Source organism: Streptomyces sp. NPDC098789, from assembly GCF_044759975.1.
Classification (GTDB): domain Bacteria; phylum Actinomycetota; class Actinomycetes; order Streptomycetales; family Streptomycetaceae; genus Streptomyces.
The window spans coordinates 1-20,785 of sequence record NZ_JBIWAJ010000032.1 but is presented as its reverse complement, the minus strand read 5'-3'; the positions used below and the strand labels follow the sequence as shown (position 1 = coordinate 20,785).

At 69.5% G+C, this 20,785-nt stretch carries 18 protein-coding genes and 1 pseudogene; 12 read left to right on the top strand and 7 right to left on the bottom strand.

Going from position 1 to position 20,785, the window contains the following annotated elements:
* Positions 1 to 307 precede the first annotated feature (307 nt).
* The gene (locus ACIQWR_RS38730) at positions 308 to 1,348 is read left to right on the top strand and encodes a hypothetical protein (RefSeq protein WP_404019991.1); all 1,041 of its coding nucleotides are present in this window, start codon (positions 308 to 310) and stop codon (positions 1,346 to 1,348) included.
* A gap of 497 nt (positions 1,349 to 1,845) precedes the next feature.
* Here ACIQWR_RS38730 and ACIQWR_RS38725 read toward each other — a convergent pair whose 3' ends face one another.
* Entirely contained in the window at positions 1,846 to 2,055 is a 210-nt protein-coding gene (locus tag ACIQWR_RS38725; protein ID WP_404019989.1) for a hypothetical protein, read from the bottom strand.
* 919 nt (positions 2,056 to 2,974) lie between these two features.
* On the opposite strand from ACIQWR_RS38725, the gene ACIQWR_RS38720 reads away from it, so the two are divergent.
* Positions 2,975 to 4,102 (top strand): helix-turn-helix domain-containing protein, encoded by a 1,128-nt coding sequence (locus ACIQWR_RS38720; RefSeq protein WP_404019987.1) that lies wholly within the window; start codon positions 2,975 to 2,977, stop codon positions 4,100 to 4,102.
* 42 nt (positions 4,103 to 4,144) lie between these two features.
* Positions 4,145 to 4,999 (top strand): hypothetical protein, encoded by an 855-nt coding sequence (locus ACIQWR_RS38715; RefSeq protein WP_404019984.1) that lies wholly within the window; start codon positions 4,145 to 4,147, stop codon positions 4,997 to 4,999.
* A 244-nt stretch (positions 5,000 to 5,243) separates the two neighbouring features.
* On the opposite strand, the gene ACIQWR_RS38710 is transcribed toward ACIQWR_RS38715, so the two are convergent.
* Complete coding sequence (locus ACIQWR_RS38710; protein ID WP_404019981.1) at positions 5,244 to 7,928, bottom strand: ATP/GTP-binding protein; 2,685 nt, start codon at positions 7,926 to 7,928, stop codon at positions 5,244 to 5,246.
* Positions 7,929 to 8,044: 116 nt separating this feature from the next.
* On the opposite strand from ACIQWR_RS38710, the gene ACIQWR_RS38705 reads away from it, so the two are divergent.
* Positions 8,045 to 8,290 carry a hypothetical protein gene (locus ACIQWR_RS38705; RefSeq protein ID WP_404019978.1) on the top strand — a complete coding sequence of 82 codons (246 nt, stop codon included), beginning with the start codon at positions 8,045 to 8,047 and terminating at the stop codon, positions 8,288 to 8,290.
* A 91-nt stretch (positions 8,291 to 8,381) separates the two neighbouring features.
* Here the strand turns inward: ACIQWR_RS38705 and ACIQWR_RS38700 are convergent, their stop codons facing one another.
* On the bottom strand, positions 8,382 to 10,115 hold the full coding sequence (locus ACIQWR_RS38700) for a zeta toxin family protein (RefSeq protein ID WP_404019976.1): 1,734 nt from the start codon (positions 10,113 to 10,115) through the stop codon (positions 8,382 to 8,384).
* 92 nt (positions 10,116 to 10,207) lie between these two features.
* Between ACIQWR_RS38700 and tap the strand changes: the two genes are divergently transcribed.
* Entirely contained in the window at positions 10,208 to 12,436 is a 2,229-nt protein-coding gene (gene tap / locus ACIQWR_RS38695; RefSeq protein ID WP_404019973.1) for a telomere-associated protein Tap, read from the top strand.
* A gap of 8 nt (positions 12,437 to 12,444) precedes the next feature.
* Positions 12,445 to 13,008, top strand: coding sequence for a telomere-protecting terminal protein Tpg (gene tpg, locus ACIQWR_RS38690; protein WP_404019970.1), 564 nt, complete (start codon positions 12,445 to 12,447; stop codon positions 13,006 to 13,008).
* Between the two features lie 122 nt (positions 13,009 to 13,130).
* Here tpg (ACIQWR_RS38690) and ACIQWR_RS38685 read toward each other — a convergent pair whose 3' ends face one another.
* Positions 13,131 to 13,949 carry a GNAT family N-acetyltransferase gene (locus tag ACIQWR_RS38685; RefSeq protein WP_404019968.1) on the bottom strand — a complete coding sequence of 273 codons (819 nt, stop codon included), beginning with the start codon at positions 13,947 to 13,949 and terminating at the stop codon, positions 13,131 to 13,133.
* 125 nt (positions 13,950 to 14,074) lie between these two features.
* On the opposite strand from ACIQWR_RS38685, the gene tpg (ACIQWR_RS38680) reads away from it, so the two are divergent.
* The 6 genes and pseudogenes from tpg (ACIQWR_RS38680) to ACIQWR_RS38655 all read left to right on the top strand — a co-directional run bounded on the left by tpg (ACIQWR_RS38680) (position 14,075) and on the right by ACIQWR_RS38655 (position 16,909).
* On the top strand, positions 14,075 to 14,665 hold the full coding sequence (tpg, locus tag ACIQWR_RS38680) for a telomere-protecting terminal protein Tpg (RefSeq protein ID WP_404019965.1): 591 nt from the start codon (positions 14,075 to 14,077) through the stop codon (positions 14,663 to 14,665).
* Positions 14,666 to 14,765: 100 nt separating this feature from the next.
* Positions 14,766 to 15,551 carry a hypothetical protein gene (locus tag ACIQWR_RS38675; RefSeq protein WP_404019962.1) on the top strand — a complete coding sequence of 262 codons (786 nt, stop codon included), beginning with the start codon at positions 14,766 to 14,768 and terminating at the stop codon, positions 15,549 to 15,551.
* Between the two features lie 235 nt (positions 15,552 to 15,786).
* Complete coding sequence (locus ACIQWR_RS38670; RefSeq protein WP_404019959.1) at positions 15,787 to 16,122, top strand: hypothetical protein; 336 nt, start codon at positions 15,787 to 15,789, stop codon at positions 16,120 to 16,122.
* A gap of 14 nt (positions 16,123 to 16,136) precedes the next feature.
* Complete coding sequence (locus ACIQWR_RS38665) at positions 16,137 to 16,313, top strand: hypothetical protein (RefSeq protein WP_404019956.1); 177 nt, start codon at positions 16,137 to 16,139, stop codon at positions 16,311 to 16,313.
* Between the two features lie 106 nt (positions 16,314 to 16,419).
* Positions 16,420 to 16,638 (top strand): hypothetical protein, encoded by a 219-nt coding sequence (locus tag ACIQWR_RS38660; protein ID WP_404019954.1) that lies wholly within the window; start codon positions 16,420 to 16,422, stop codon positions 16,636 to 16,638.
* Positions 16,638 to 16,909, top strand: a pseudogene (locus tag ACIQWR_RS38655) (hypothetical protein). Before ACIQWR_RS38660 ends, ACIQWR_RS38655 begins: the two are co-directional and overlap by 1 nt.
* Positions 16,910 to 17,721: 812 nt before the next feature.
* Here the strand turns inward: ACIQWR_RS38655 and ACIQWR_RS38650 are convergent.
* The 3 genes from ACIQWR_RS38650 to ACIQWR_RS38640 form a co-directional block, all read right to left on the bottom strand.
* Positions 17,722 to 18,153, bottom strand: coding sequence for a hypothetical protein (locus tag ACIQWR_RS38650; protein ID WP_404019951.1), 432 nt, complete (start codon positions 18,151 to 18,153; stop codon positions 17,722 to 17,724).
* A gap of 406 nt (positions 18,154 to 18,559) precedes the next feature.
* Positions 18,560 to 18,979 carry a helix-turn-helix domain-containing protein gene (locus ACIQWR_RS38645; protein WP_404019948.1) on the bottom strand — a complete coding sequence of 140 codons (420 nt, stop codon included), beginning with the start codon at positions 18,977 to 18,979 and terminating at the stop codon, positions 18,560 to 18,562.
* A 50-nt stretch (positions 18,980 to 19,029) separates the two neighbouring features.
* Positions 19,030 to 19,677: a hypothetical protein gene (locus ACIQWR_RS38640; protein ID WP_404019945.1), complete on the bottom strand. Its 648-nt coding sequence runs from the start codon at positions 19,675 to 19,677 to the stop codon at positions 19,030 to 19,032.
* Between the last annotated feature and the right edge of the window lie 1,108 nt (positions 19,678 to 20,785).

Sequence of the window (20,785 nt, the reverse complement as noted above, 5' to 3'; positions counted from 1 at the left end):
CGGCCGGGAAGCCGCCGATCGTTTTGTCCTGCACGGGCGTTCGTGCCCTTCGAGAAGAAATTCTGTACGTCCCTTGACACTCCGTCGGCTAGTCTTGGGAACGGATTGATCCGCATGCCTTGCTATCTCAACTTGTCGCTGAATGTGAAGAGTTGAAACTGGTGCCGCACACATACGGATTAATCCGTAGCGGTGAATCCGTCTAGATGGCGTGTCAGGTGGGGGAGATGTGACGGTCCAACGAGACCTGAAGGTAGAGACTCGGCTACAGACCCTGCGGACTCTCCGTCAGGAGCTCCTCCCTACCGTGAACAAAACTGTCCAGACCGTGTGGAAGTCCGGGATCAGCCCGACCGGCGTCCGCATACGGCGGGAGTTCTACCGGCTGCCGGTGAAGAAGGTCGTGGAGGACGAGCGCAAGCCGCTCCCCAAGGCCGAGCGTCCCTTGGCGGCCCAGATGATCACTCCGAAGGGGCTCACCCTTCGCTTGGAGCTGATGCTGCTGTACGCGGCGCAGTGCGAGGCCCTCCCGGGCAACACGTGGCCGAGCCCCTTCCCCGTGGAGTTGAGAGCCGGCGCCGAGCACTCACTGATGCGGATGATGGCCTCGGGCGCCAACTACAAGGGCCCCGGCATCCAGGGCGCCTCCGCTACGGTCAACCGCCGCAGGCAGATCACTCAAGCTCTGCTGCAGCTGGAGCGCATGAACCTCGTCCGGCCGACCCATGGCCCCGGCCGGGCACGGCGAGGGTATGAACTGCTGACCGAGACCGGACGGAGCACCGTGGCGGAGTCCGTCTCCTACACCGTTCCCACGGAGACCGAGCCCTTCATCGAGCTCCCTCCGGAGTTCTTCACCCAGGGCTGGATTCACGTCCTCACCATGAGCGAGATCGCCGCGCTCCTGATGTGGGTCGACACACTCACCTTCCACGCCACTGTTCAGGAATCCCAGGACTTCGCGATCGGGCATGTGGCGAGCGATGTCCGGCTCGGGCGCTATGGGCTAGGCCGGGACGCGTACGAGACCCATCAGCCGCTGGATGCCTTTCAGCTCATCGACGTGATCCGACCGGACAAGCGGTATGTCGACGGCAAGTGGGAGGACTACACGGACAACAGCAGCGACCTGTACTGCCACCGGGTCGCTCTTCTTCCGGGTGGATTCACACGTGACGCCGGCCAGGCGGTCCAAGAGGTCGTGCAGCGCCGCGATGCGACCAACTTCTGGTCGCGGCCTCCCAACGCCCCTGAACGACGCCTTGACCGCATCCGATTCGTCGATCCCGTTCCTCTGTCTGCGGCGGACTGGTCTTTACACCTCCAGGCTGGTCCTGCACAGAGTTGATTCCCACGCAACCGACTTGTGTGGAGCGTGTCACAGCCTCGGTGAATCCCTCCGCAGTGGTTGGCCAGCGCGTGATACTCCCGGGATCACCGACTGACCCGGGAGAAGAGTTGGCAGCCAGTTCGCGTTACAGCGACTTAACCGACGCTGCGCTCGCAGTGCTGCAGGAGAAAGTCTGGGCGGACGAGCGCGATCTCGCCTGGAAGAAGAGGCGCCCTGGGTCAAGGCGTCAGAACGCTCAGCCCGTCGGTGGATTCCGGCCTCTAGGGGGCGCGGCTAGGCTCTGGTGTAGTCCGTTCCGACATCGGTGCGCGGGTCAGGACCGGTGCCCAGAGCGCTCTGGGGCAGTACGACCGGACCGCCCGGGGCTCCGGACGTTCTCGAACGTTCGGGGCCTTGTCATGTCCAGAGGTGCTACGGGTGGCTTTGCTCGACCTTGGTGCAGGAGGTCCCGGACAGGGTGTCCGGGACCTCCTGTGAGTTCGATCCGCGCTGCTCTACCGGCGGATCTGCACCGTGATGTGGACCCCGCCGACGCTGAGGGCCGCGGCTGCGATAGCACCGACGGCTGTTGCGGCCTCGCCTTGGCCCATGGCTGCGAGCACCACCACGGCGATGATGGCAATGAGCCCGGTGACCGCGGTCAGCCAGCCCAGCAGATGGGCTTTGGGCACTAAGGGCGTTGGGGTACGGTCAAGTGACGCCAAGGGTCTGCTCTCCTCGTGATGGGACGGTGGCCCGATGTATGGCGAGAGGGAGATTCCGCGAGGCCGGCCCTAGGAAGCATGGGCCTCACCGGAGTCTCCCTTCGCCGTTCGCCGGGGTTTGACTCGTCCACAAGGCTAGTCACCAATCTGGATCTGGACACGCGTACCCTCCCCCAACACGCTTTGGTGGCGCAGGTTTTCATCGTCTGAGGCCTCACTTCCCGGGGCCTGAAAACCCGTCCCCGGTGGGGCTCGGAATCTGCTGGTCAACTTGGTTGCGGCGTACAAAATGCGTGTCCTTAGTCGGCAGATCCGCCACAACAAGACTGTGGCGTAAGTCACACAAAATCCCTGCGGATAAACAGCTCGGTCGGCCTCCGTGCGGGCGGCGCCGAAGGAGCGGTGGCGGCCTGGTTCATGTCGCCGAGCACCCGGTCCTCGCGTCCGGGCCGGCTGAGGGTGCGGGCGGTGGGGAAGTCGCCGGTGGCGCGGGCGCGATAGTCGAGTCCACGTGCCGGCGGCGGCGCGGCGGCCTCCGCTGTCGGCGACTTGGCGCATGCCGGCGCGGGAGGCGTCGTTCTGGCCGAGGTCGCGGTGAGCCTTGGTCTGGTAGTGGAGGGCCATCTCGGTGAGCTCGGCGGGCAGCAGACCGACGTCGATGACGCGATTTCGCAGCCAGCGGCCACTCTTCTGCAGTCCACAGCGTGACCGGAGCCAAGACGTCGCCCGCCTAGATCTGGCCACGTCCCGCTTGGCCGGGATGCTCGACCACCACGCTAGTTACTTGCTTGAAGAGACAAGTTGCCTGACTCAGGTAAGTACAGTTTCAAGAGAAATTTGCCTGGAATCGGAACTTTACTGACTCAGTAAACTCGCGGCCCTGAGCAACTTTGCCTGGTGAGCGTGTGATGATGGCTCGGTGGAATCTCCGCTGATCAGAGAGCTGGACCTACTGGAACAGGGTATTGATGCCCTGCGCGGCCTACTCGGGCCGGACTGGCAGGTCACGCAGCGCCCGAACAAGAGCAGCGTCTTCGACGCCGCCTTGGAGGTGAAGCCCGAAGGGGACAGCACCTTCACGCAGCTACTGGTGGAGGCGACCCTGGCAGTACCACCGCGGTTCATCATGGAACGGCTGGTGCCCAAGGTGCAGCTGCTCCGCGAGGTCAATCACTACACCAACCTTCTGGTGATCGCCCCGTGGATCTCATCCCAGGCCCGGGAGCTGTTGAAGCAGAACGGCATCGCGTACCTGGACCTGACAGGCAACGTCGATATTCGCGTGCCACGACCGGCCATCATCATCCACACCGTAGGAGCCGAGAAGGCCCCGCGGTCAGCGCCCAGGGAAGCCAGCAGGACCACTCTGGCAGGGGTGAAGGCGGGACGCCTGGTGCGTCTGCTGGCCGATGTCCCCCCACCTCACCGCGCCACCGATCTACACCGGGTCTCCGAGTTGAGCCTCCCGTATGTATCCCGGCTCCTGGACACCCTGGAAGATCAGCTCCTGATCCGCCGCGAAGGGCGGACCATCGCAAACGTCGACTGGGCTCAGCTCCTGCGCGCCCGCGCCAACGCGACGAACCTCCTCGCTCCAGGCTCATACCAAGGGTTCCTGGCCCCCAACGGCATCCCGGCACTGCTGCAAGAGATCCCCCGCCTCGCCACGGAATACATCGATGGCCTTTCCGTGACCGGCTCCCACGCCGCACAGCGCTTTGCCCAGGTCGCCGTAGGCGGTCAGCTGATGTTCTACGTCGCCCCCTGGCTGAACATCGACGACGCGGCAGACGAACTCGGACTCCTGCCGGTCACCGAGGGCGCAGACGTCCTGCTGTTGAACGAGTCGGACTCCTTCGTCCGGAGGCGGTCTGAGTTCGACGGCGGCGTGCAGTACGTCGCACCCAGCCAAGCAGTACTCGACTGTCTGGCCGGCCCCGGCCGGATGCCAGCCGAGGGCGAGGCCCTTCTGGACTTCATGGAGGCATATCCCGAGGAGTGGCGCGCTTCCGAGAACGACATATGGCCGCGGCCTCCGCGGCACTAAGATCGCAACGCAGAGCACAGGGCAACGAGAGCGCGAGGCACCATGTCACAGATCCCGGAGGGCGTCGACCCCGATCAACTGACGGTGGCAGCACGACGTGTCCTCCTCGACGGCCTGGTCGCATTGCGACCCCACCTCGATGCCCTGACGGTTGTGGGGGCGCAGGCCGTCTACCTGCGCACTCCGGACGCGGCGATCCGCACCTCGCCCTTCACCTCCGACGGCGACCTGAGCATCGACCCCGCTCTCCTCGGGGATCAGCCCCTCCTCGACACCTCTTTGCGCGAGGCCGGCTTCAGGCTGAGGCAGGAACATCAGCCGGGGCTCTGGGAACGGGAGGAGACCGTAGGAGACCGGATTGTTCCGGTAGAGCTGGACCTCCTCGTTCCCCGGCAACTCTCCCGCAAGAACGGGGATCGCAGCGCCAAGGTCCCCCCGCACGGCACGATGTCAGCGCGCTGGATCGAGGGCCTGGAGGTCGCAGCCGTGGACCGCTCGCCCCTGTCCGTCGGAAGCCTCGACCCTGCTGACGATCGCTCCATCACGGTCAACGTTGCTGGCCCGACAGCTCTCCTGGTCGCTAAAGCCTTCAAGATCACCGACCGCCTCAGCCAAGCGGAGAAGCGCCCTGACCGCCTTACGGACAAGGACGCGGCTGACGTACTCCGCATCATGATGACCACCAGGACATCACACGTCGCCAACACGTTCACCGTGCTGCGCAACGACCCGCGCGTGGGCAACGTCGCGGCGGACGGGCTGGAAAAGCTGCGCCAACTCTTCGGCGGACGGGCCACCCCGGGCGTTGAAATGGCGGTCAAGGCACTCGCGGGCTCCCTCGAAGAGGACCGCGTCCGAACCCTCGCCCCCGCCTTCATCGCACGCCTGACCGAGTAGACCGTCCCTGAGGCCGTCCGGAGAGCGGGTCTTGGACCATGCCCTGCACGGAGCCGCCTTCAGATTCGCCGCCTTCCGGCGTACAGTCAGCTCCAACTTGAAGGGGCACTCGCCATTTATGGCCGCTTCCCCTCTTTTGGTCCGTACGCCGTCGGCGTACGGACCATTTACTTTCCCGGCCCTGGCGCCGGTGGACCACGCGTCCCGGACCAGCTCCGTCTGGGGCCTGGTGCCCGCCGGGCGGTCAGGCTTCGGTGCGCAGGTATTCCTGCCGGGCCTGGACCAAGTGGCGCCATGAGGAGCGGACGTGGTCTTCGTTCGTGGTCCAGCGGGTGGTCGACGGCCCGGGAAGGGGCAGGGCAGCCATGAAGTGGGCGATGTCGGTGAAGTACGCGAAGTCGCCGGTGTCGGTCAGCGTGCGGAGCCGGTCGATGGTGGCGACCAGGTCCTGCGGCTCGTCGCGGACGGCGTGGTGGAAGGCGAGGGCGAGCTCCACGAACCGGTGGAGGAAGGGCAGCCCCGCGGCCTCGATTTCGGCGTGCAGGCTCTGGGCGCGGCCGGGGACATCGGGGATCCCCGCGTCCTTGATCAAGGCCACCGCCAAGGCGAGCAGGGTGTTGGAGCGCTGATCGAGGCCATCGAGGAGCTGGTGGGCGAAGGCGAGCTCGTCGCCGGCGCGCACGGGGTCGGCGAAGGAGACGGCGAGGGCGAGGCGGACCTGCATCATGGCCCGCTCGCCGGCCGCCGCGTGCTGCTCGGCCTCCGCGCGGCCGGCTTCGAAGGCCGTGAGGGCCAGGTCCGTGTCGGCTTCGGACCAGCGGATGTCGCCGAGGACGCGGTGGTGGCGGCCCTTCCAGCCCAGGGTGGGGACGGCCGCCAGGGCGGTGGGGAAGTCCCCGCCCAACCGGGCCAGGTTGGCCAGGCCGCGGCGGGCCTTGGGTGCGAGGCGCCCGCCGGCGTCGGCGACCTGCCGCATACCGGCCCGGGCGGCGGCGCCCTGGTCGAGGTCCTTGTACGCCTTGGCCCGGTAGTACAGGGCCAGCTCGGTGAGTTCGGCGGACAGCAGCCCGGTGTTCAGGACCTCGCTCAGCCTCTCCACCGTTTGCCGACGGTGTTCGTGCTGGCGGCGGGTGATCGCGGTGAGGAGCTCGGCCAGGGCGTCCGCGGCGGTGTCCGGGGCACCGGTGTCTGCGGGCAGGGTCAGGGGCTCCCAGACGGAGTCGTCGGTGTAGGTGTAGGCGGCCTCGATGAGCCAGCCCAGGTCGGTGAGGCGGTGGTCGCGGGCCAGGCGCAGCCCCTGGCGCAGGCAGGCGACCAGGAGCAGGCGGCTGGGGCCGAGCGCGGTGCCCGCCGTCCACTGCTCGCCGAGGGCGGCCAACGCGCGGGTGGCGGCCTGATGCCAGTCGGCCAGGGTCCAGCGGTCTTCGCTGTGGGTGTCCTCTCGTACGGCGCTGCGGATCGCCCGGTGCAGGTGGTACGGCCACAGCGCGTACGGGTTCTCCGCGATCAGGGGGCGCTCGGTCAGACGTCGGGCGGGGGCCTGCTGGGTAAGGCCGGCGGCCCGGGTGGCCAGGTCCAGGTCGAAGGCGTCGAGGAGCGAGACGCTGCGCAGCAGGTGACGCTCCTCCGCGGTGAGGTCCGACAGGGTGCGGGCGAGGAGGGCGGGGAAGGAGCAGTCGAAGTCCGCCGCGACGGGCGTGCGGCCGGTGCGGCGGATCTCCAGGAAGCGGGAGACCGCGAGGTCGAGGTGGAGGGGCAGACCGTGGGAGCGGGTGGTGATCGCGGCCCGGATGTCGGCGTCGATGAGAGGTCGGCCCTCGACGGTGAGCCGCCGGGCGAGATGGTCCTCGCAGTCCTGGGGGGACAGGTCCCCGATCAGGTGCTGGCGCGCGACCAGTTCGCCGGGGCGGGGTGCGGGGACGGTGCGGGTGGATCCCAGCCCGGGCCAGGCGGCGGGTCCGGTCCAGTCGAGCTGTCCGTGGAGGGCGGGGTCGGCCCATTGCAGGCGGCTGCGCCCGGCGACGATGAAGAACGCGTTCGGCATGAGCCAGACCAGGCGCTGCAGGAGGCGTTCGAGGTCGCGGTGGCGGTCGGCGGTGTCCTCGAAGGTGTCCAGCAGAATGACCGGCGTCAGCTTCTTCTTCGTCGGTAGTTGGGCCAGGTCCCAGGCCAGCAGGTGCGGGTAGTACGACAGGGCCTCCAGGTCTGGGGTGGCCTCCAGGAGCGCCGCGGTACGGGAGGCGCCCGCGATGGCCTGGGCGCGGTCGTGGCGCTCGCGCAGTGCGGTGACCAGGGCCGAGGTGAGCTGTCCGGCGGCCGAGCCGACCAGGCCGGGCAGCTGCAGGGCGGCCGCGATCTCCCCGACGCCGGCCTGGAGCTGGCCGGGGAGCAGATTGGTGACCTTGCCCGCGATCCCGGTGCGCCGGATGTACTCGTCGAGGGGCTCGCCCGGGTGGACGGTCTCCCAGTAGTTGCGCAGGGCCACGTCGAAGGACGGCAGGGTCCGGCCGAGCTCGCCGGCGAGCGCGAGGCGGATCGTCAGCAGGACGCGCTCGTAGTCGGATCCGGTCGACGCTGAGCGCGAGAGGTCGATCCGGATCGGCAGAAGGCGCTGGGTCCAGGCCGGTGCACCCCACTGGGCGGGCCGGTCCTCGGCCGTCGTCAGGGCGGCCTCGATCTTGCGGAGCAGGGTCGACTTCCCGGCCCCGCCCACCCCGTGGAACATCAGCAGGTTCGTGCGGGGGGATTCGATGTCCTCGACGTCGAAGTCGGGCCGGGTCACGCGCTGGAGGTGCTCGCCGAGCGCGGCCGCGACCGCCGCCCACTGGTGCTGGCGGTCGGTGAACGCCTCCACTGCGTCGTACGACGGGTTGTTGGAGCTGAACAGCGCACGCAGGTCGGCCACGGTCGGTCCCCCCAGAATGATCATCGACGGTATCAACCGTAGGGCCTGGGCAGTGTGGCGTGGCCACCTTCCGCAACGCGGGCGTGGCTCCTCCAGAGACAATGGCGCCCCATCCCCTCCGCCAAGTTGAAGGAAATCCCTTGTCAGAGCACGTGAGCCCCGAAGCCGCCAAGCATCTCGTGGAGAAGGTGAGTAGCCGGTACGTGGCAGAGATCAGGAAGGAGCAGGGCTCTGCGGGCCCGGATTCGGAGCACCTGAAGACGCTGAAGGCGGAGCTGGCGGTGTGCGCCGCCGATCTGCTCGCGCTTGAGGAAGCTGGCTCGCAGGAGGTGGCCGAGATCGCGGCCCGCTACGCCGCCCGGGCCCAGGAGCTGAACGGCCAGTAGCCGGACGTCTGCTGCAGGACCGGCAGCAGCGCCGTGGTGCTCGTGTTGGAGATCGCGCGCGGTTGGAGGTGGGCGGGCATCAGGGGCCGGGCTAGCGCGGCGATCTCGGCCAGATCCGACCGGTACTGCGGCAGCTCCCCTCCAGCCGCTTGAGGGTGGTGAGGAGGTGGGCGGCTTCTGCTGGCGTGTACGGGCGGCGCTGCTCGGCCTGTACCACGGCGCCGGCTCGGGGCTGCTTGCTCAAGGTGCCGTCCGGGGCGCGCTCGTTGAGGTGGAGCGGGGTCAGGTCCCGGCGGACCACGGAGATGCGGTGTACGAACGGGGAGCGTTCGGCGGCGTCGGCCACGGTGGGCATGATGGTGACCGTCGCGTTGTGGGCGGCCGCCGCAGTGAACCGCGGTGGCTGGACACCCAGGCTCGCGATCTCCGCGCACCGGGTCGCGGTCCCCAGCCTGCTGTCCGCCGCGCGCCCCCCGATCACGACGAGCTCCACACGCCGGCCCGCCCGGTGGTCACGCCGCGCACTGTTCAGGAAGTGGCTGACGCTGTCCGGGGCGATCTCGATCAGCATGTCCCCGCGGCGCGCCCGTACGTACGCCTCGGCCATCTCCTGCCACGCCCGATAGTCCGGCCTGATCCGCGCGGAGGCGGTACGCGGCTCCTCCTCCAGGAGCCGGCGGTAGTCGGGATGGAGCATCTTGAAGCGGCCGCCCTCGATCCCGATGGGCCTGCGCTGGCGTAACGCCCGCCGCAGCATGCGCGCCATGTACGACTTCCCCGACCCCTGCGGACCCATCACGTACAGGCTGACGGGGTCGTCCTGCGCAGTAATGGCGCTCAGGAACATCGGGACGATCAGCTCGTCGAAGGTCCAACGGTGCTCGCTCGCCGACAAGCGGTGGTAGTCGACGCCAGGCGGCACGGTGAGCGGCTGGGCGATCCGGCGCACCGGCTCGGCCAGCGCGAAGGCCCGCTCCAGCCCCCCGGCCACCGCCAGACGCCGCTCCGGCGCAAGCACCGCCGGGTGCAGCCGCTGCTCCGTACTGTTCAGCCGGCGCCGGAACTGCCAGGTCTCCGGCGCGGTCCACGGCCGGACCCACTCCGCCCTCAGCGTCTCCGGGGCGCCCGTGTACTCGCACCAGGACGTGCCGTCCGCGGTGAGCTCGTTGCGGTACAGCGCGTGAAGGCCCCGGCGGACCACCATGATCTGGTCCGCGAGCCGTTCGGCCTCGACGGCCTCCAGGAACTCGGGCAGGTTGCGGGTGCAGCGGTCCAGGTTGCCCCAGGAGACGGACCGGCCCGCACCCTGCTCGTCGACCTGTGTCAGGTACCGGTCCAACCCGCTGAGCTGCGCCTCGGCCTCCGAGGTGGCCAGCGCCACCACCTCGATGCGGTAGCCCGCCGCACGCCAGACCCGGGTCATCGCGATGGCCTCCGCCAGGTCGGCGACGGGCTCCTCCAGGACCGCGTCGAAGCGGTTGCGACGCACGTACGCCTCGACCTCCGCCTGCCACCGCAGGACGTCCGGCCGCACCCGCACGCCGGCCGTGAGGTCGTCTTCCCGCATGAGGGCGTCGTACTGGGGGTGGGCCGCCTTGTAGAGTTCGCGGCCGATCAGCACGGCTCCGCCCCGGCGGGCGAGAACCGCCAGTAGGAGGTCGCATAGCCGGGACTTCCCGCTGCCCGCCGGTCCAGCGACAACGATGACCACCGGCTGGTCCTGCGGGACGGCGTGCCTGGTCCAAATCGGCAGGATCTCCGTCGCCAGGATCTCCTCGTGCTGGTGCTCGGCCAGCACGACCGGAACGACGTCTTCGTCTCTCAACGCACCCCTCCCCAGTCACGTACGCGATTCGTACGGCAAACGTACGGCATTCGTTCGCTTCACGCGCTAGTATCGGTGAAAGGAGGTGCTCCATGTCCGACTTGTTCGATGCGGTCGACGCGCTGGTCGCGTCCCGCTCCACGCTTCCGCCCCCGGCGGAACGCAAGAGGCTGCGTGCCGCGCACGGTCTGACGATCGACGAGGTGGCCACCGCGCTGAAGGTGCGCCGGGCCACGGTGTCGGGCTGGGAGTCGGGCAAGACCGAGCCCCGCCCGCCGGAACGGGACGCGTACGCGCGACTGCTCAAGCAGCTCGCGGAGCTCTACCCGGCCCCGGCCGACGTGGCCGCCCCCGTCTCTGCCGTCGCGGTGCCTGCCACGTTCACCGCCGTGCCCGCTCCGGCGGAAGCGCGGCCGCTGTCCACAGGGGCGGCGTCCCAGGCTGCGGTCATGACTGCAACCGAGAACACCCAGACCCCCGCCCTGGCCGCCGCGCCCAGCCCGGCGAGCACCACCAGGAGCACGTCGACGTCCCGCCGCTCCGGCACGCGGAAGACGGCCCCAGCCAACACCCCGGCGAGCGACACCGATCCGCGGTTCGAGAACGGCCCGCTGGCGGTCGTCGACGTCGAGGACGGGAAGGTGCTGGCGTACTGCGTCGGCGGCCTGGTCCTGGACGTGCCCGCCAAGAGCCTGCCGTCCCTGGTCGACTGGACGCTGAAAGAGGCGAAGCTCGGGCAGCCGAAGCTGTCCGGGCCGGGACGTCCGGCCGACCCGCTGATCGTGCTCACCGCGGCCGCGTGCGAGCGCTACGGCCTCCCGGTGACCCTCACCGAACAGGAGAGGATCGCCGGGCGGATCCCTGAAGGCCACAAGGTCATCAAGCAGCTGACCCGCGCCGACTGGCAGCTCACCAAGCGCGGGTTCGGCCCGTGGGCGCGGATCTACCGCCCCGCCAAGGGCTCGGACCGCCAGTGCGTCCAGCTGTGCATTCCGTCGTGGAACGGGCTGGACCCCCGGTTCTGGAGCACCGCCGGGCAGCTGCCGCCGGCGGAGCTCGCCCGCGTGCTGGGCACGTACGCGGCCCGGGTGATGACGCCGCGCGGCTCCACCGCCGTCACCGGCCTGGAGCTCATGACCGCCCTCCACCCGCCGACCCACGCCGTACGCGACGAGGAGACCGGCGTCCTGCGGCAGGCCGAGACCAAGACCCCCGGCTCGCTCGGCAAGGACCCGGTGGACTGCGCGCCGTGCGAAGCCCCCGACGGACACCCGCTCCTGGCGGACCTGCCGCGCTTCCACGTCCGCGGACCGGCGGAGAAGCTCTTCGAGGAGGCGTACGACTGGGCGCGCCCGCTCACCGACGCCGAGTGCCTGCGCAGCAACCTTGTGGGCCTGGACGTCAACATGGCGTTCGCCGCCGGAGCCAACGGCCTGGTCGTCGGCCTGGGCGCGCCGACGCACGTCAAGAACTCCGTGTTCGACCCGAAGCTCCCGGGAAGCTGGCTGGTCGACCTCAGCCATGTCGACCTGTCCCGGGTGAAGGTCGGCAAGGAGTGGGCGGAGCTGGACGGCGCGCTGCTGCCTTCCCCGTTCACGCCGAAGGGCGACCGCCCGACGGGCCCGGCCTGGTACGCGACGCCGACCATCGCCTACGCCCAGGAGCTCGGGTACGACGTCACGCCGACCGAGGCGTACGTCCGGTACGAGAACGGCCGTTACCTGGACGGCTGGTACGGCCGGCTGCGCGACGCCTACCTCGCCACGATGGCCGACCTCGGCGTCGACGCCGACCTGTCGCCGGAGGACTTCCTCGCGGCGATGGACGGCTACAAGGGCCGCGACCCGCAGATGGCCATCGTCGCCTCGGCGATCAAGGCGACGGTAAAGGGCGGCCTGGGGAAGCTGCGCGAGCGGCCCCGCGGCGAGGGCTGGACCTCCGGCGAACGGTGGCGGGCCCTGGAGCGCCCCACCTGGCGGCCCGACATCCGCGCCGCCGTCATCTCCCGCACCCGGATCAACCTGCACCGCAAGATGGTCAAGCACGCCGCCTTCACCGAGCAGTATCCGGTGGCGATCCTGTCCGACTGCGTCGTCTACGCCGTCGACGGTGAGAACCCGCTGGACTTCCTGCCCTACCGCGAGGGCAAGCCGCTCCCGGGCGGCTTCAAGCTCGGCGTGAACCCCGGCCTGGTCAAGCACGAGGGCACGCAGACCCTGCTGTGGGGCGAAGGCGCTCGGGAGCAGCACCAGGCGCCTGAGCTCAACCTGGCCCGGTACATCAAGGACGGCACCTTCACCGACAAGGACAACGGGGAGTAGGGAGCGGCATGACCAAGGAGTTCGGGGACGGCCTCAACGAGGCCGTGGCGAAGGCGTTCACCCGCCCGGTGCCGAAGTCGGCCGGCGCGCAGATGCGCTACCTGGTCAAGCAGTACAAGGGCACCAAGCAGGTCGCCCAGATGCTGCGGGTCTCCCAGCGCACCGTCGAGCGGTACGTGAAGGAGCAGATCAAGAAGCCGCGAGCCGACCTCGCCGCGCGCCTGGAGCGCGAGGTGAAGAAGCGCTGGCAGCCGCAGATCCGGGCCAAGGCCAAGGAGAAGGCAGCGACGACCGGCGGCATCGTCATCGACGTCCACGCCCGCCTCGGCTACGCCGGAGCGCCGATGAACTCCACCGATGAAGACCGCCAGCGGCACATCACCGTCGCCCTGCCTCCCCAGTACGCGGCCCGCCTCTTCACCGCCCAGGAGCAGGGCGCCACCGAAGTCCAGCTGCGCGAGCTCACCGCCGAAGCACTCAAGGAGGTCTACTTCCAGGACAGCGGCCGCCGCGCCGGCTCCCTCCAGGAAGTCCAGATCAACGACATCCTCGACCTCGGCTTCCAGCTGTAGAGGCCGCCCCGAACAGCCTGCGGGCCCGGACCAGATGGTCCGGGCCCGCTCGCATGTCCGCGGGAGATCGGTCAGGCTCGCGGCGTCGTGCCCAACGGCAGCCAGGAGCCCGGCTCACCCTCTCAACGTGCAGGTCCCGGCAAGACGCCTCGGATGATCAGGTGCTGCCCGTGGGGAGTGGGCATGGGATCCATCTGGATGCCGCTGCGCAACGGCTTCACCGAGAAGCGGAAGCCCTCGATCGGGCCGTGGCAGATCAGCCCCAGTGGCGTGGGGATGCCGATGCCGTCGGGGGAGAGGGTGAAGCCGAGTCCGGCGTAGAAGTCCGTCAGCTCCGGCTCGTGCGTGATGTACAGGACAGCCGCGCCGAGCTTCCCCTTCTCGTGCGCCGCCATCGTCCTCTCGGCTTCAGCGACCAGGGCGCGCGCGACACCCTGCCCGCGCCACGCTTCGACCACCGCCAGGGAGTCCAGGCTGGCGACCAGCCCGGCGATGATGTGGGCGTTGGGCGATCCGGCGAGCATCGGGTGGGTGTAGGCCCACACCGCCGGCATCCCGAGCATGCCGCCGACCAGCGTCCCGGACGACGTCTCCTCCACCACGCGTGCGCACGTGTACTTCTCCGGATCGAGGCTCTGGTCGATCACGGCCGAGAGCACCCGCCAGGAGCCGTCAGGGTTGTCCGGGTCGGCCATCCGGATCACCGGCTGGAGCTCAGCCGCGTCGTCCCGGGTCGCGTCCCGGAGCTGGAGACCATTCGGCAAGGCCAGGGCGCTCACCGGGATGATGACGCCTGGTTGAGCCGCAGACCCCGGCCTGGGGACCGTGGCGGCGTACATGCGCTCGCCCATCACGTTCCCCGAGTACAGGCGCTCCACCTCGCGGCGTGCCGGGTTCCCCGACCGCCGGGCGCCCTTGCGCGCCCCGTTCCGCTTCCCCACAGTGTCCCTCCCCTTGTCACCGCAACCCTCCCCCACCCGCGTACCCTCCTAACGCCGTTCATTGAAGGCCGACTTGGGCACGGAGCCCGGCCGCTGTCCACAGGTGAACCGTGGTCCCTGGAGGTATGAGCGATCACGAGCAACAGCAGCCGGCCCCGCGCCGCGGCAAGGTCCTGGAGGCCCTCGCGCGAGCAGAGCGGAAGGTCTTCACCCGGCCCGCGCCGAAGTCCGCAAATGCACAGGTGAAATTCCTCCTCACGCGGGTGAAGGGGTCGACCAAGGCCCTGGCGGAGCGCCTGGGCGTCTCGCGCCGGACGGTGGAGCGCTACCGCGCCGGAGAGCTGTCGACCCCGCAGAAGCGTCTCCAGGCCGCCTTGGTGGAGGAGACCGAATCCGAGTGGCAACCGCAGGTCAGGGCACAGGCACGCGCGGCGGCGTCCACCTCCAGAGGGATGATGGTGGAGGTGACGGCGTACTTCGGGTTCACCTGCACGGGCAGCTCGGATGATGGCCGCGAGCGCCAGATCACCACGGACATCTCGCCCCTCTACGTGAAGCAGATCCTGGCCCTCCAGGAGGCTGGTGCGACGGAGGAGGATCTGCATCCGATCGTCGCAGAGGCCATCACGGAGTCGTACTTCACGGAATGGGGCACACGGGCGGATGGCCTCCGCGCGGACTTCACGTCAGTGTCGTCAATTTCCTTCCGCTTCTGACCCGCCTGAATTCGGAGCCTGCTATAAACCAGATTGTGGGCCGCCGTACGGCGCTCTGGCGGCGGCCCGCTCCCGAATCCACACGAATGCGAGGCCGAAGATGACCCGGTTCTGGCCGCCCGGCGAGAGCACCCGCCGACCGCTCGCCCCGCGCGTCGCCGCGCCCCGTGAGCCGGTCGACCCCGCCCGGATCGGCCGCCGCTTCGCCCGACGCCGGGCGAAGGGCATGGACGCCGGCGCCATCGCGGCGGCCCTCGAGGACGCACGCTTCGACGCCCGGCAGGCGTCCCGGCACGAAGACCTGGCGGACGATGTACGCGGCCCGGCGGAGCTCGCGGAGTGGGAGCGCCTGGACCAGCTGCTCGCCGCGGCCGCGCCGGGCACGGTCTACGACCCGGACACCGACGGCGTCGTCCAGGCCGAACTCGCCGCCGACGCCGCGGCCGCCGCCGCCCGGGAAGCCAAGCTGCGCGAAGACCAGCGGATCGCGGCCCGCGCCGACGAGCTCCAGGCGCTGCGCGAGTTCGGTACCCTGGAGCAGACCGAGCCCCGCACCGGCGACGAGCCCGTACGCGACGAACTCACCCGGCGAGCCGGCGGGTACGTCCAGGCCGACGTCGACACCTGGCTCGCGCACGCCCTAGCCGCGCACCGCGGGCACTACCGCGACCCCGCCGCCCGTGAAGAAGCCGCCGGCCTCCTCACGCCGCCGGTCCTCGCGCACGCCGCGCTGCTCGCCGAACTCGCCCGCCTGGTCCCCGACGCCGACATGGACCAGCTGGCGTTCACGGCCCGCCTCGCCACCACCGAGCCGGAAGCCGCCGGTGCGCTCGCCGCGTTCCTCACCCGCGCGCACCCCCACCCGATGATCACCGAAAGTGACTAACGGGCTGTCACGCTCGGGTGTCACGCGCCTCGATCCGGCTGTCACGCTCGGGTGTCACGCGCCTCGATCCGGCTGTCACGCAGGGGTGTCACGCTGCCAATCGGGCCCGCAACCATGGGGCTGGCCGCCATTTTTCGGCTCCTCCGAGCAGCGTGACAACTTCGCCGGTGCAGGTACGGAACGTAATCACCGGGATCGGGCCCGGTGGGCCGGCGGGTGCGGAAGAATCGCCGGGGTGACCGCCGACAGCGCCGCCGCGCTCTACGCCCAGGCCGTGCAGAGCACCGCCGCCGACCCGAGCCGGTGCACGGTGCCGTGGGGCGTGTGCCCCGAGCACGGCGCCACCCTCAAGTCCCGTGCCCGAGCAACCGAGGGCTTCGACTCCTGGTGCATGGACTTCACCTGCTTCAACGTCTGGCCGTACGACCGGCTGGACGCGCCCTGCACCGAGCCGGCCACCCACACCATCCAGGCCGACAACGGCGACCGCTACGTGGTCTCCGACGGCCACGCCCTCACCGCCCGCCCCCGGATCACCAACGGTCAGGTCCTCCCCGGCCTGCCCGCCTGAGCACCGAGACCGAGATGGAGGCCACCGTGGACGACGACGCCTACCCGTTGACCACCGTCGTGGACAGGATCCGCGAGTACCTCCACCAGGCAGGGCTGCTCGACACCGAGGAGTTCCCCGCCATCCAGGACGACGTGACCGAGCTGGCCCGCGAAATCATCGGCGCCGTCGAGTCATCGTTCGGCATGTGACGGGCGGCCGACCCGCTCCCAGCCGGGTGCCGCGGAGTGGCCCCCAGGGCCCGCGCCCGCCCGATACCGCGGTGGCACACGCCCGTTCGCGCCCTGGAGCCCCTCAATGAGCGAACAGCCCGCCCCCGCCGACACCACTGTCCGACAGCAGCTGGAGCCCGCGGCCGCCGACGGGCTGCGCGCGTACGCGGCCCGAACCCGCGAGAGCGCCGACCAGCTCGGCGCCGTCCTGGAGGACATCGCCACCAACGGCCTGCCCTCGGTCGAGGACTGCACGCCGTGGGAGGAACTGCGCGAAGCCCACCTTGCCCGGCTCGCCGCCTGATGCCCACACCGCACGGCCCCCGCCGGGCCCGGGTCGCGTTCTCCGACTCCGCCGCCAACCAGCTCGACGCCATCACCAGCAAAGCAGAGCTGCACGCGCTGGACCGCGCCTTGGTCGTCATCTCCGTCGACCCCGACGCTGGCGAACTGCTCCGCGGCGACAGCAGCGGGTCGCGGCTGGCTAGTACGTTGACGACGTCGAACGGATCCGCCTCGTGTACTGCGTGACCGCGCTCAAGACCGTGGTCGTGGTCGCCTTCATCGAGCTCTGACCCGCGACGTCCTGGGCCAGGCCGACCGGCTGCTGCTCGCCGGAGTCGAAGGAGCCGGCGCCGACCGCGAGGACGGTCCGCAGCGGACCGGCGACTCCGCCGGTTGGTGAGGGATCGCTCGCGTAAGCGGATGTTCGGTTGGCAGTTCTGGTGGGTGCGCAGTTCTGGTGGGTGCGCAGCATTCGCACGGTCGGGCGGAGCTCACCGCGGTGCCCGTCACCCCTCGGGCTTGCTTGATCCTTCCCGGCGCTGTGCGGCCTCCTGTGGCGTTCTGAGCGCCTCCGGACTCCCCGGCGACGATCACTGGCTTCTCGGGCTCTCGCAACGCCCTACAGCGCTTCGCGCGTTCCGGGCCTCCTCGGACTCCCCGAGCGACTTCTCGCGGCTCGTCTCCGGCGTCGGGTGTTCTCGCTCTCCCCGGCCGCGAGCTCCGCTCTCAGGGGGGGGGGGGGGGAGAATTCAACCCGCACTTAGGTACTACAAGTACCTAACTACATGGGGTGCAAGGAAGCCTCCAGCCGCGGCCCGCTCAGGCGGCCCCCAGCGGCTTCCCGGCGAAGCGCCAGCGAGGGCCTCCAGCACCGTTCGGGCCTTGCACCCTTCGGCGTGCTGCCCCGTCCTGCTGCACAGACTGCTGCTCCTGGTGGCGAACGGTGCAAGGGCAGCGCAAGGGTGCAAGGCCGGGTGCCGCCCCGGTCACCCGGCTCAAGGTGCAGCATTCGCCCGACCCAGGCGGCACACCGGTGTTGCACGGGTAGCAAGGCGGGCCTCACCGATGCAGCAGACGGCCGCTGCACGGAAGCCGGCTACGGCTAAGCGGACGCGGCTGCTGCAACCGGAGTGCTGGCGGCGTGCCCGCCGTCGCGCGAGCAGGCCCGCAGCGCGCAGTCGAAGTACGCGTGGACGTCGACGGCGGAGTCCCGGCGGGCGAGCACGTACATCCCCTTCATCGCCTCGAAGGCGGCCTCGATGGGGAGCGTGATCTCTTCGTGCGCGCCGGTCGCCAAGTCCAGGTAGTGGGCGAAGCCGAAGTTGTAGGTCCGGGCCTGGTCCGCGTCGACCATCTCCTGGTGGGCCCGGCCGGCTGCCTCGAACCACCTCGCGCCGTCGGTCACGCCTAGGGCGTGGACGACGATCGCCAGGAATGGGGTCACGTGTTCCGCGGTCGCGGGCCAGCCATCGGTGGGCGAGCCGAAGTGATTGCCCAGCTCCTGGGTGAAGTGGAGGCCGAAGTCGTACGTCACGCCGTACTCGTACCGCGTCGGCCGACCTTCCGGTTAGCGGCGCGCGGAGCTCCACCCCGGGAACGCTTGTGCGGGCTGTCTGACCTGGGTTTTCCGCAGGGGAACGATGTGCGCGTCTGGCGGGCTGGGCTGGCCGCCACTCCTTGTTCTGGAGAACCAGAACAAGACGGTTCCTCTGGTAATACCGTCGCCCCCGCTACGCGCCGTTGACCTGGGCTTTCCCCTGGAGGGGAACGATATGCGCCCTGGGGGCCTGCCGGGGGGGTACCGCGTGTTCTGGAGAACTAGAACATGTTGGTTCCCTTGGTGATACCGACATGTGGCGCTGCGTGCTTCTCGGGCACGCAGACGGCGCCGCACCCTGGGGTGGGGCGCCGTGGCGTCGAGAAGAGCCCTGGAGGGCTGCTCAGGCGCTTTGCGCGAGGTTGGCGATCTGTGCGGCGAAGCGGGTCCGCCGCTGCTCGGTGAAGCCCTCGGCGGGCGTCGTGTTGATCTCGGGGACCGCCATCGCGGTGCCGGCGACCCGGCCGCCGGTCAGGACGGGGTGGAGCTGGTAGCAGCCACGGCGCAGGAGCCAGGCGAGGCCGGCCTCCTTGAGCTCCTTGAAGCCCCGGTTCACCGCCGGCTTCCCTGCTCCGAGTTCGGCGGCCATCTCGGCCTGGCTGATGCCGACGGCGCCGCTCTCCGGGTCCTGGAAGGCCAGGAGCACATCGAGCACGCGCCGGGCGGTCAGGGAGACGTCCACGAGGGCGAGCATCCGCAGAGCATCGCGGCTGAGTACGACCGGCTCGTCGGACGGTAGGCCAGGTGCGTAAGTGGTGCTCACGAGGGCCTCCTGGTCGATGTCTTCTGGCTCTGAGGATATGCCCGCGCGCGTCACGCGCTCGCCTTCTTTCGGGCGGGCAGCTTACGGGGCTTGAGCGCCACGACCTTCTCGCTGCGGCGGGCGGCCTCGGCCGCCTTCTTCGCCTTGGCCCGCTCCGCGCGCCACTCGGCGGGGTAGTCCGGGGCCGGGATGATGCAGGCTGGGCCCTCCGCGGCGTTCCAATCCTTCTGCCACTGCTCCTGCTCGGCCGAGGTCCCGGCCACCGTGAGCCACGGGTTCAGCTGCACGACGCCGGGCTTCTTCGTGCGCATCCAGCCGATGTGGTGGAAGAACTGCGACGGCTCGCTCACCGAGGCAGCGGACAGGCTGCAGCGCTGCTGGAGGACGCGCTGGTTGATCTCGACATACCCGCGCGGGGCCTTCGTCCGGTCCACGCCGTGGTAGGCGGGGTCCTGGGCGGCCACGAGCTTGCACCACACCTGGAACCAGCTCCCCGGCATCTTGAGGCTGCCCAGGACGTCCATCAGCAGCCGGGCGTCCAGGACATAGCCCTTCGCCTCCGCGCTGACTGCGAACTCGCGGCCCTTGATCTTCTCGACCGTGACATACATGCCGCCCTTGCCGTCGGACCGCGCGACAACGCGCTGGCCAGGCCGAACGACCGGCAGCTGCTCCATCAATGCCTCCAGGAAGATCATCGTGCGTCGGTGGCGAACGGTATCACTAGGGGAACCGTCTTGTTTCAGATATCTAGAACAGAGCCGGGCCCAAGCGGGCCCTTGCGGCCTCTGGACCGGCCCTGGGTTTGTTCTAGATCTCCAGAACAAACCCGTACCCCCGTGTTCTGGAGATCTAGAACATGCCGATCGGTGTTTGTGCTGGTCAGGGCGTTTTCCAGCCGGACCTACTCTTAGGTGTCTGTAAGACACCACCTGAGCCCTAGGGCTCAGGTCGGCACCTGGCCTGGCCAACACGACAACGGAGCCACGCCGGGCGTGTCCCGCCTCGGCTCTCCCCGCCTCGCGCGCTAGCGGATCGCAGGCTGGGCTCGCTTCGCGTGCGGCTCCGCGGTTCGGTGCGGGTCCTGGACAGCAGCAGCGGCTCTGAGTCTCGGGTGGTACCTCCCCTGACGATCAAAAGCCAGGAAACGTGGCCGGTGTTGGTGGGTAGCTCCGCCGCCCGGCCCAGGGGGCCATTCGGCTCAGGCACCTCCGCACCTCGGAATCGAGGCTTTCCCATATAGGGGGTACCGTTCTGTGGCTGAGGCCGACACCGGCTCAATTTGTATTTCCTCGCCTGTGGTCGGGGTACCCAATACTGAGCTGACCGCTCATCAAATCGCGCGCCGTACCCTGGTGGTTGGGGGTGTCTCGTGTTTCCGCCAAGGGTACATGCTGCATCAATCCGATGCACTCGCTACACCAGAACCCGACACAAACGAGCGACCCCCACCCCTCCCTAGCCAGCCAAGTCCACGCAGTGGGCCCCAACGGTTCTGGAAGCGCAGCCGGAAGGACCGTCCGGCGGGGAAGCGCAGCGGACCCACCCGGAGGACGCAGTCCTCCCTCACTCTACTTCAACGCCCCTACAGAACGCCCTAGCAGGCGTACCGTCACACCTCACACCCTCGATCGTCCCGGCCACGCTGCGCGTGGCCTGCCGGGCGCGCAGCGGCCGGCCTTCCCTGGCTCCCGGAGCGCAGCGCAGGGAGCAGCCCACGCGCAGCGTGGGCGCGGGGAGCGCAGCGACCCGCGTCGCTGTCCCATCGCGCAGCGATGGGGTACCCGCTCCGCGGGAGATCGGAAG

Coding starts and splice junctions, on each gene's coding strand:
- ACIQWR_RS38715 (WP_404019984.1), top strand. CDS start 4,145: ATGTCACAGATCCCGGAGGGCGTCGACCCCGATCAACTGACGGTGGCA.
- ACIQWR_RS38710 (WP_404019981.1), bottom strand. CDS start 7,928: ATGATCATTCTGGGGGGACCGACCGTGGCCGACCTGCGTGCGCTGTTC.
- tap (WP_404019973.1), top strand. CDS start 10,208: ATGTCCGACTTGTTCGATGCGGTCGACGCGCTGGTCGCGTCCCGCTCC.
- tpg (WP_404019970.1), top strand. CDS start 12,445: ATGACCAAGGAGTTCGGGGACGGCCTCAACGAGGCCGTGGCGAAGGCG.
- tpg (WP_404019965.1), top strand. CDS start 14,075: ATGAGCGATCACGAGCAACAGCAGCCGGCCCCGCGCCGCGGCAAGGTC.
- ACIQWR_RS38675 (WP_404019962.1), top strand. CDS start 14,766: ATGACCCGGTTCTGGCCGCCCGGCGAGAGCACCCGCCGACCGCTCGCC.
- ACIQWR_RS38665 (WP_404019956.1), top strand. CDS start 16,137: ATGGAGGCCACCGTGGACGACGACGCCTACCCGTTGACCACCGTCGTG.
- ACIQWR_RS38660 (WP_404019954.1), top strand. CDS start 16,420: ATGAGCGAACAGCCCGCCCCCGCCGACACCACTGTCCGACAGCAGCTG.
- ACIQWR_RS38640 (WP_404019945.1), bottom strand. CDS start 19,677: ATGATCTTCCTGGAGGCATTGATGGAGCAGCTGCCGGTCGTTCGGCCT.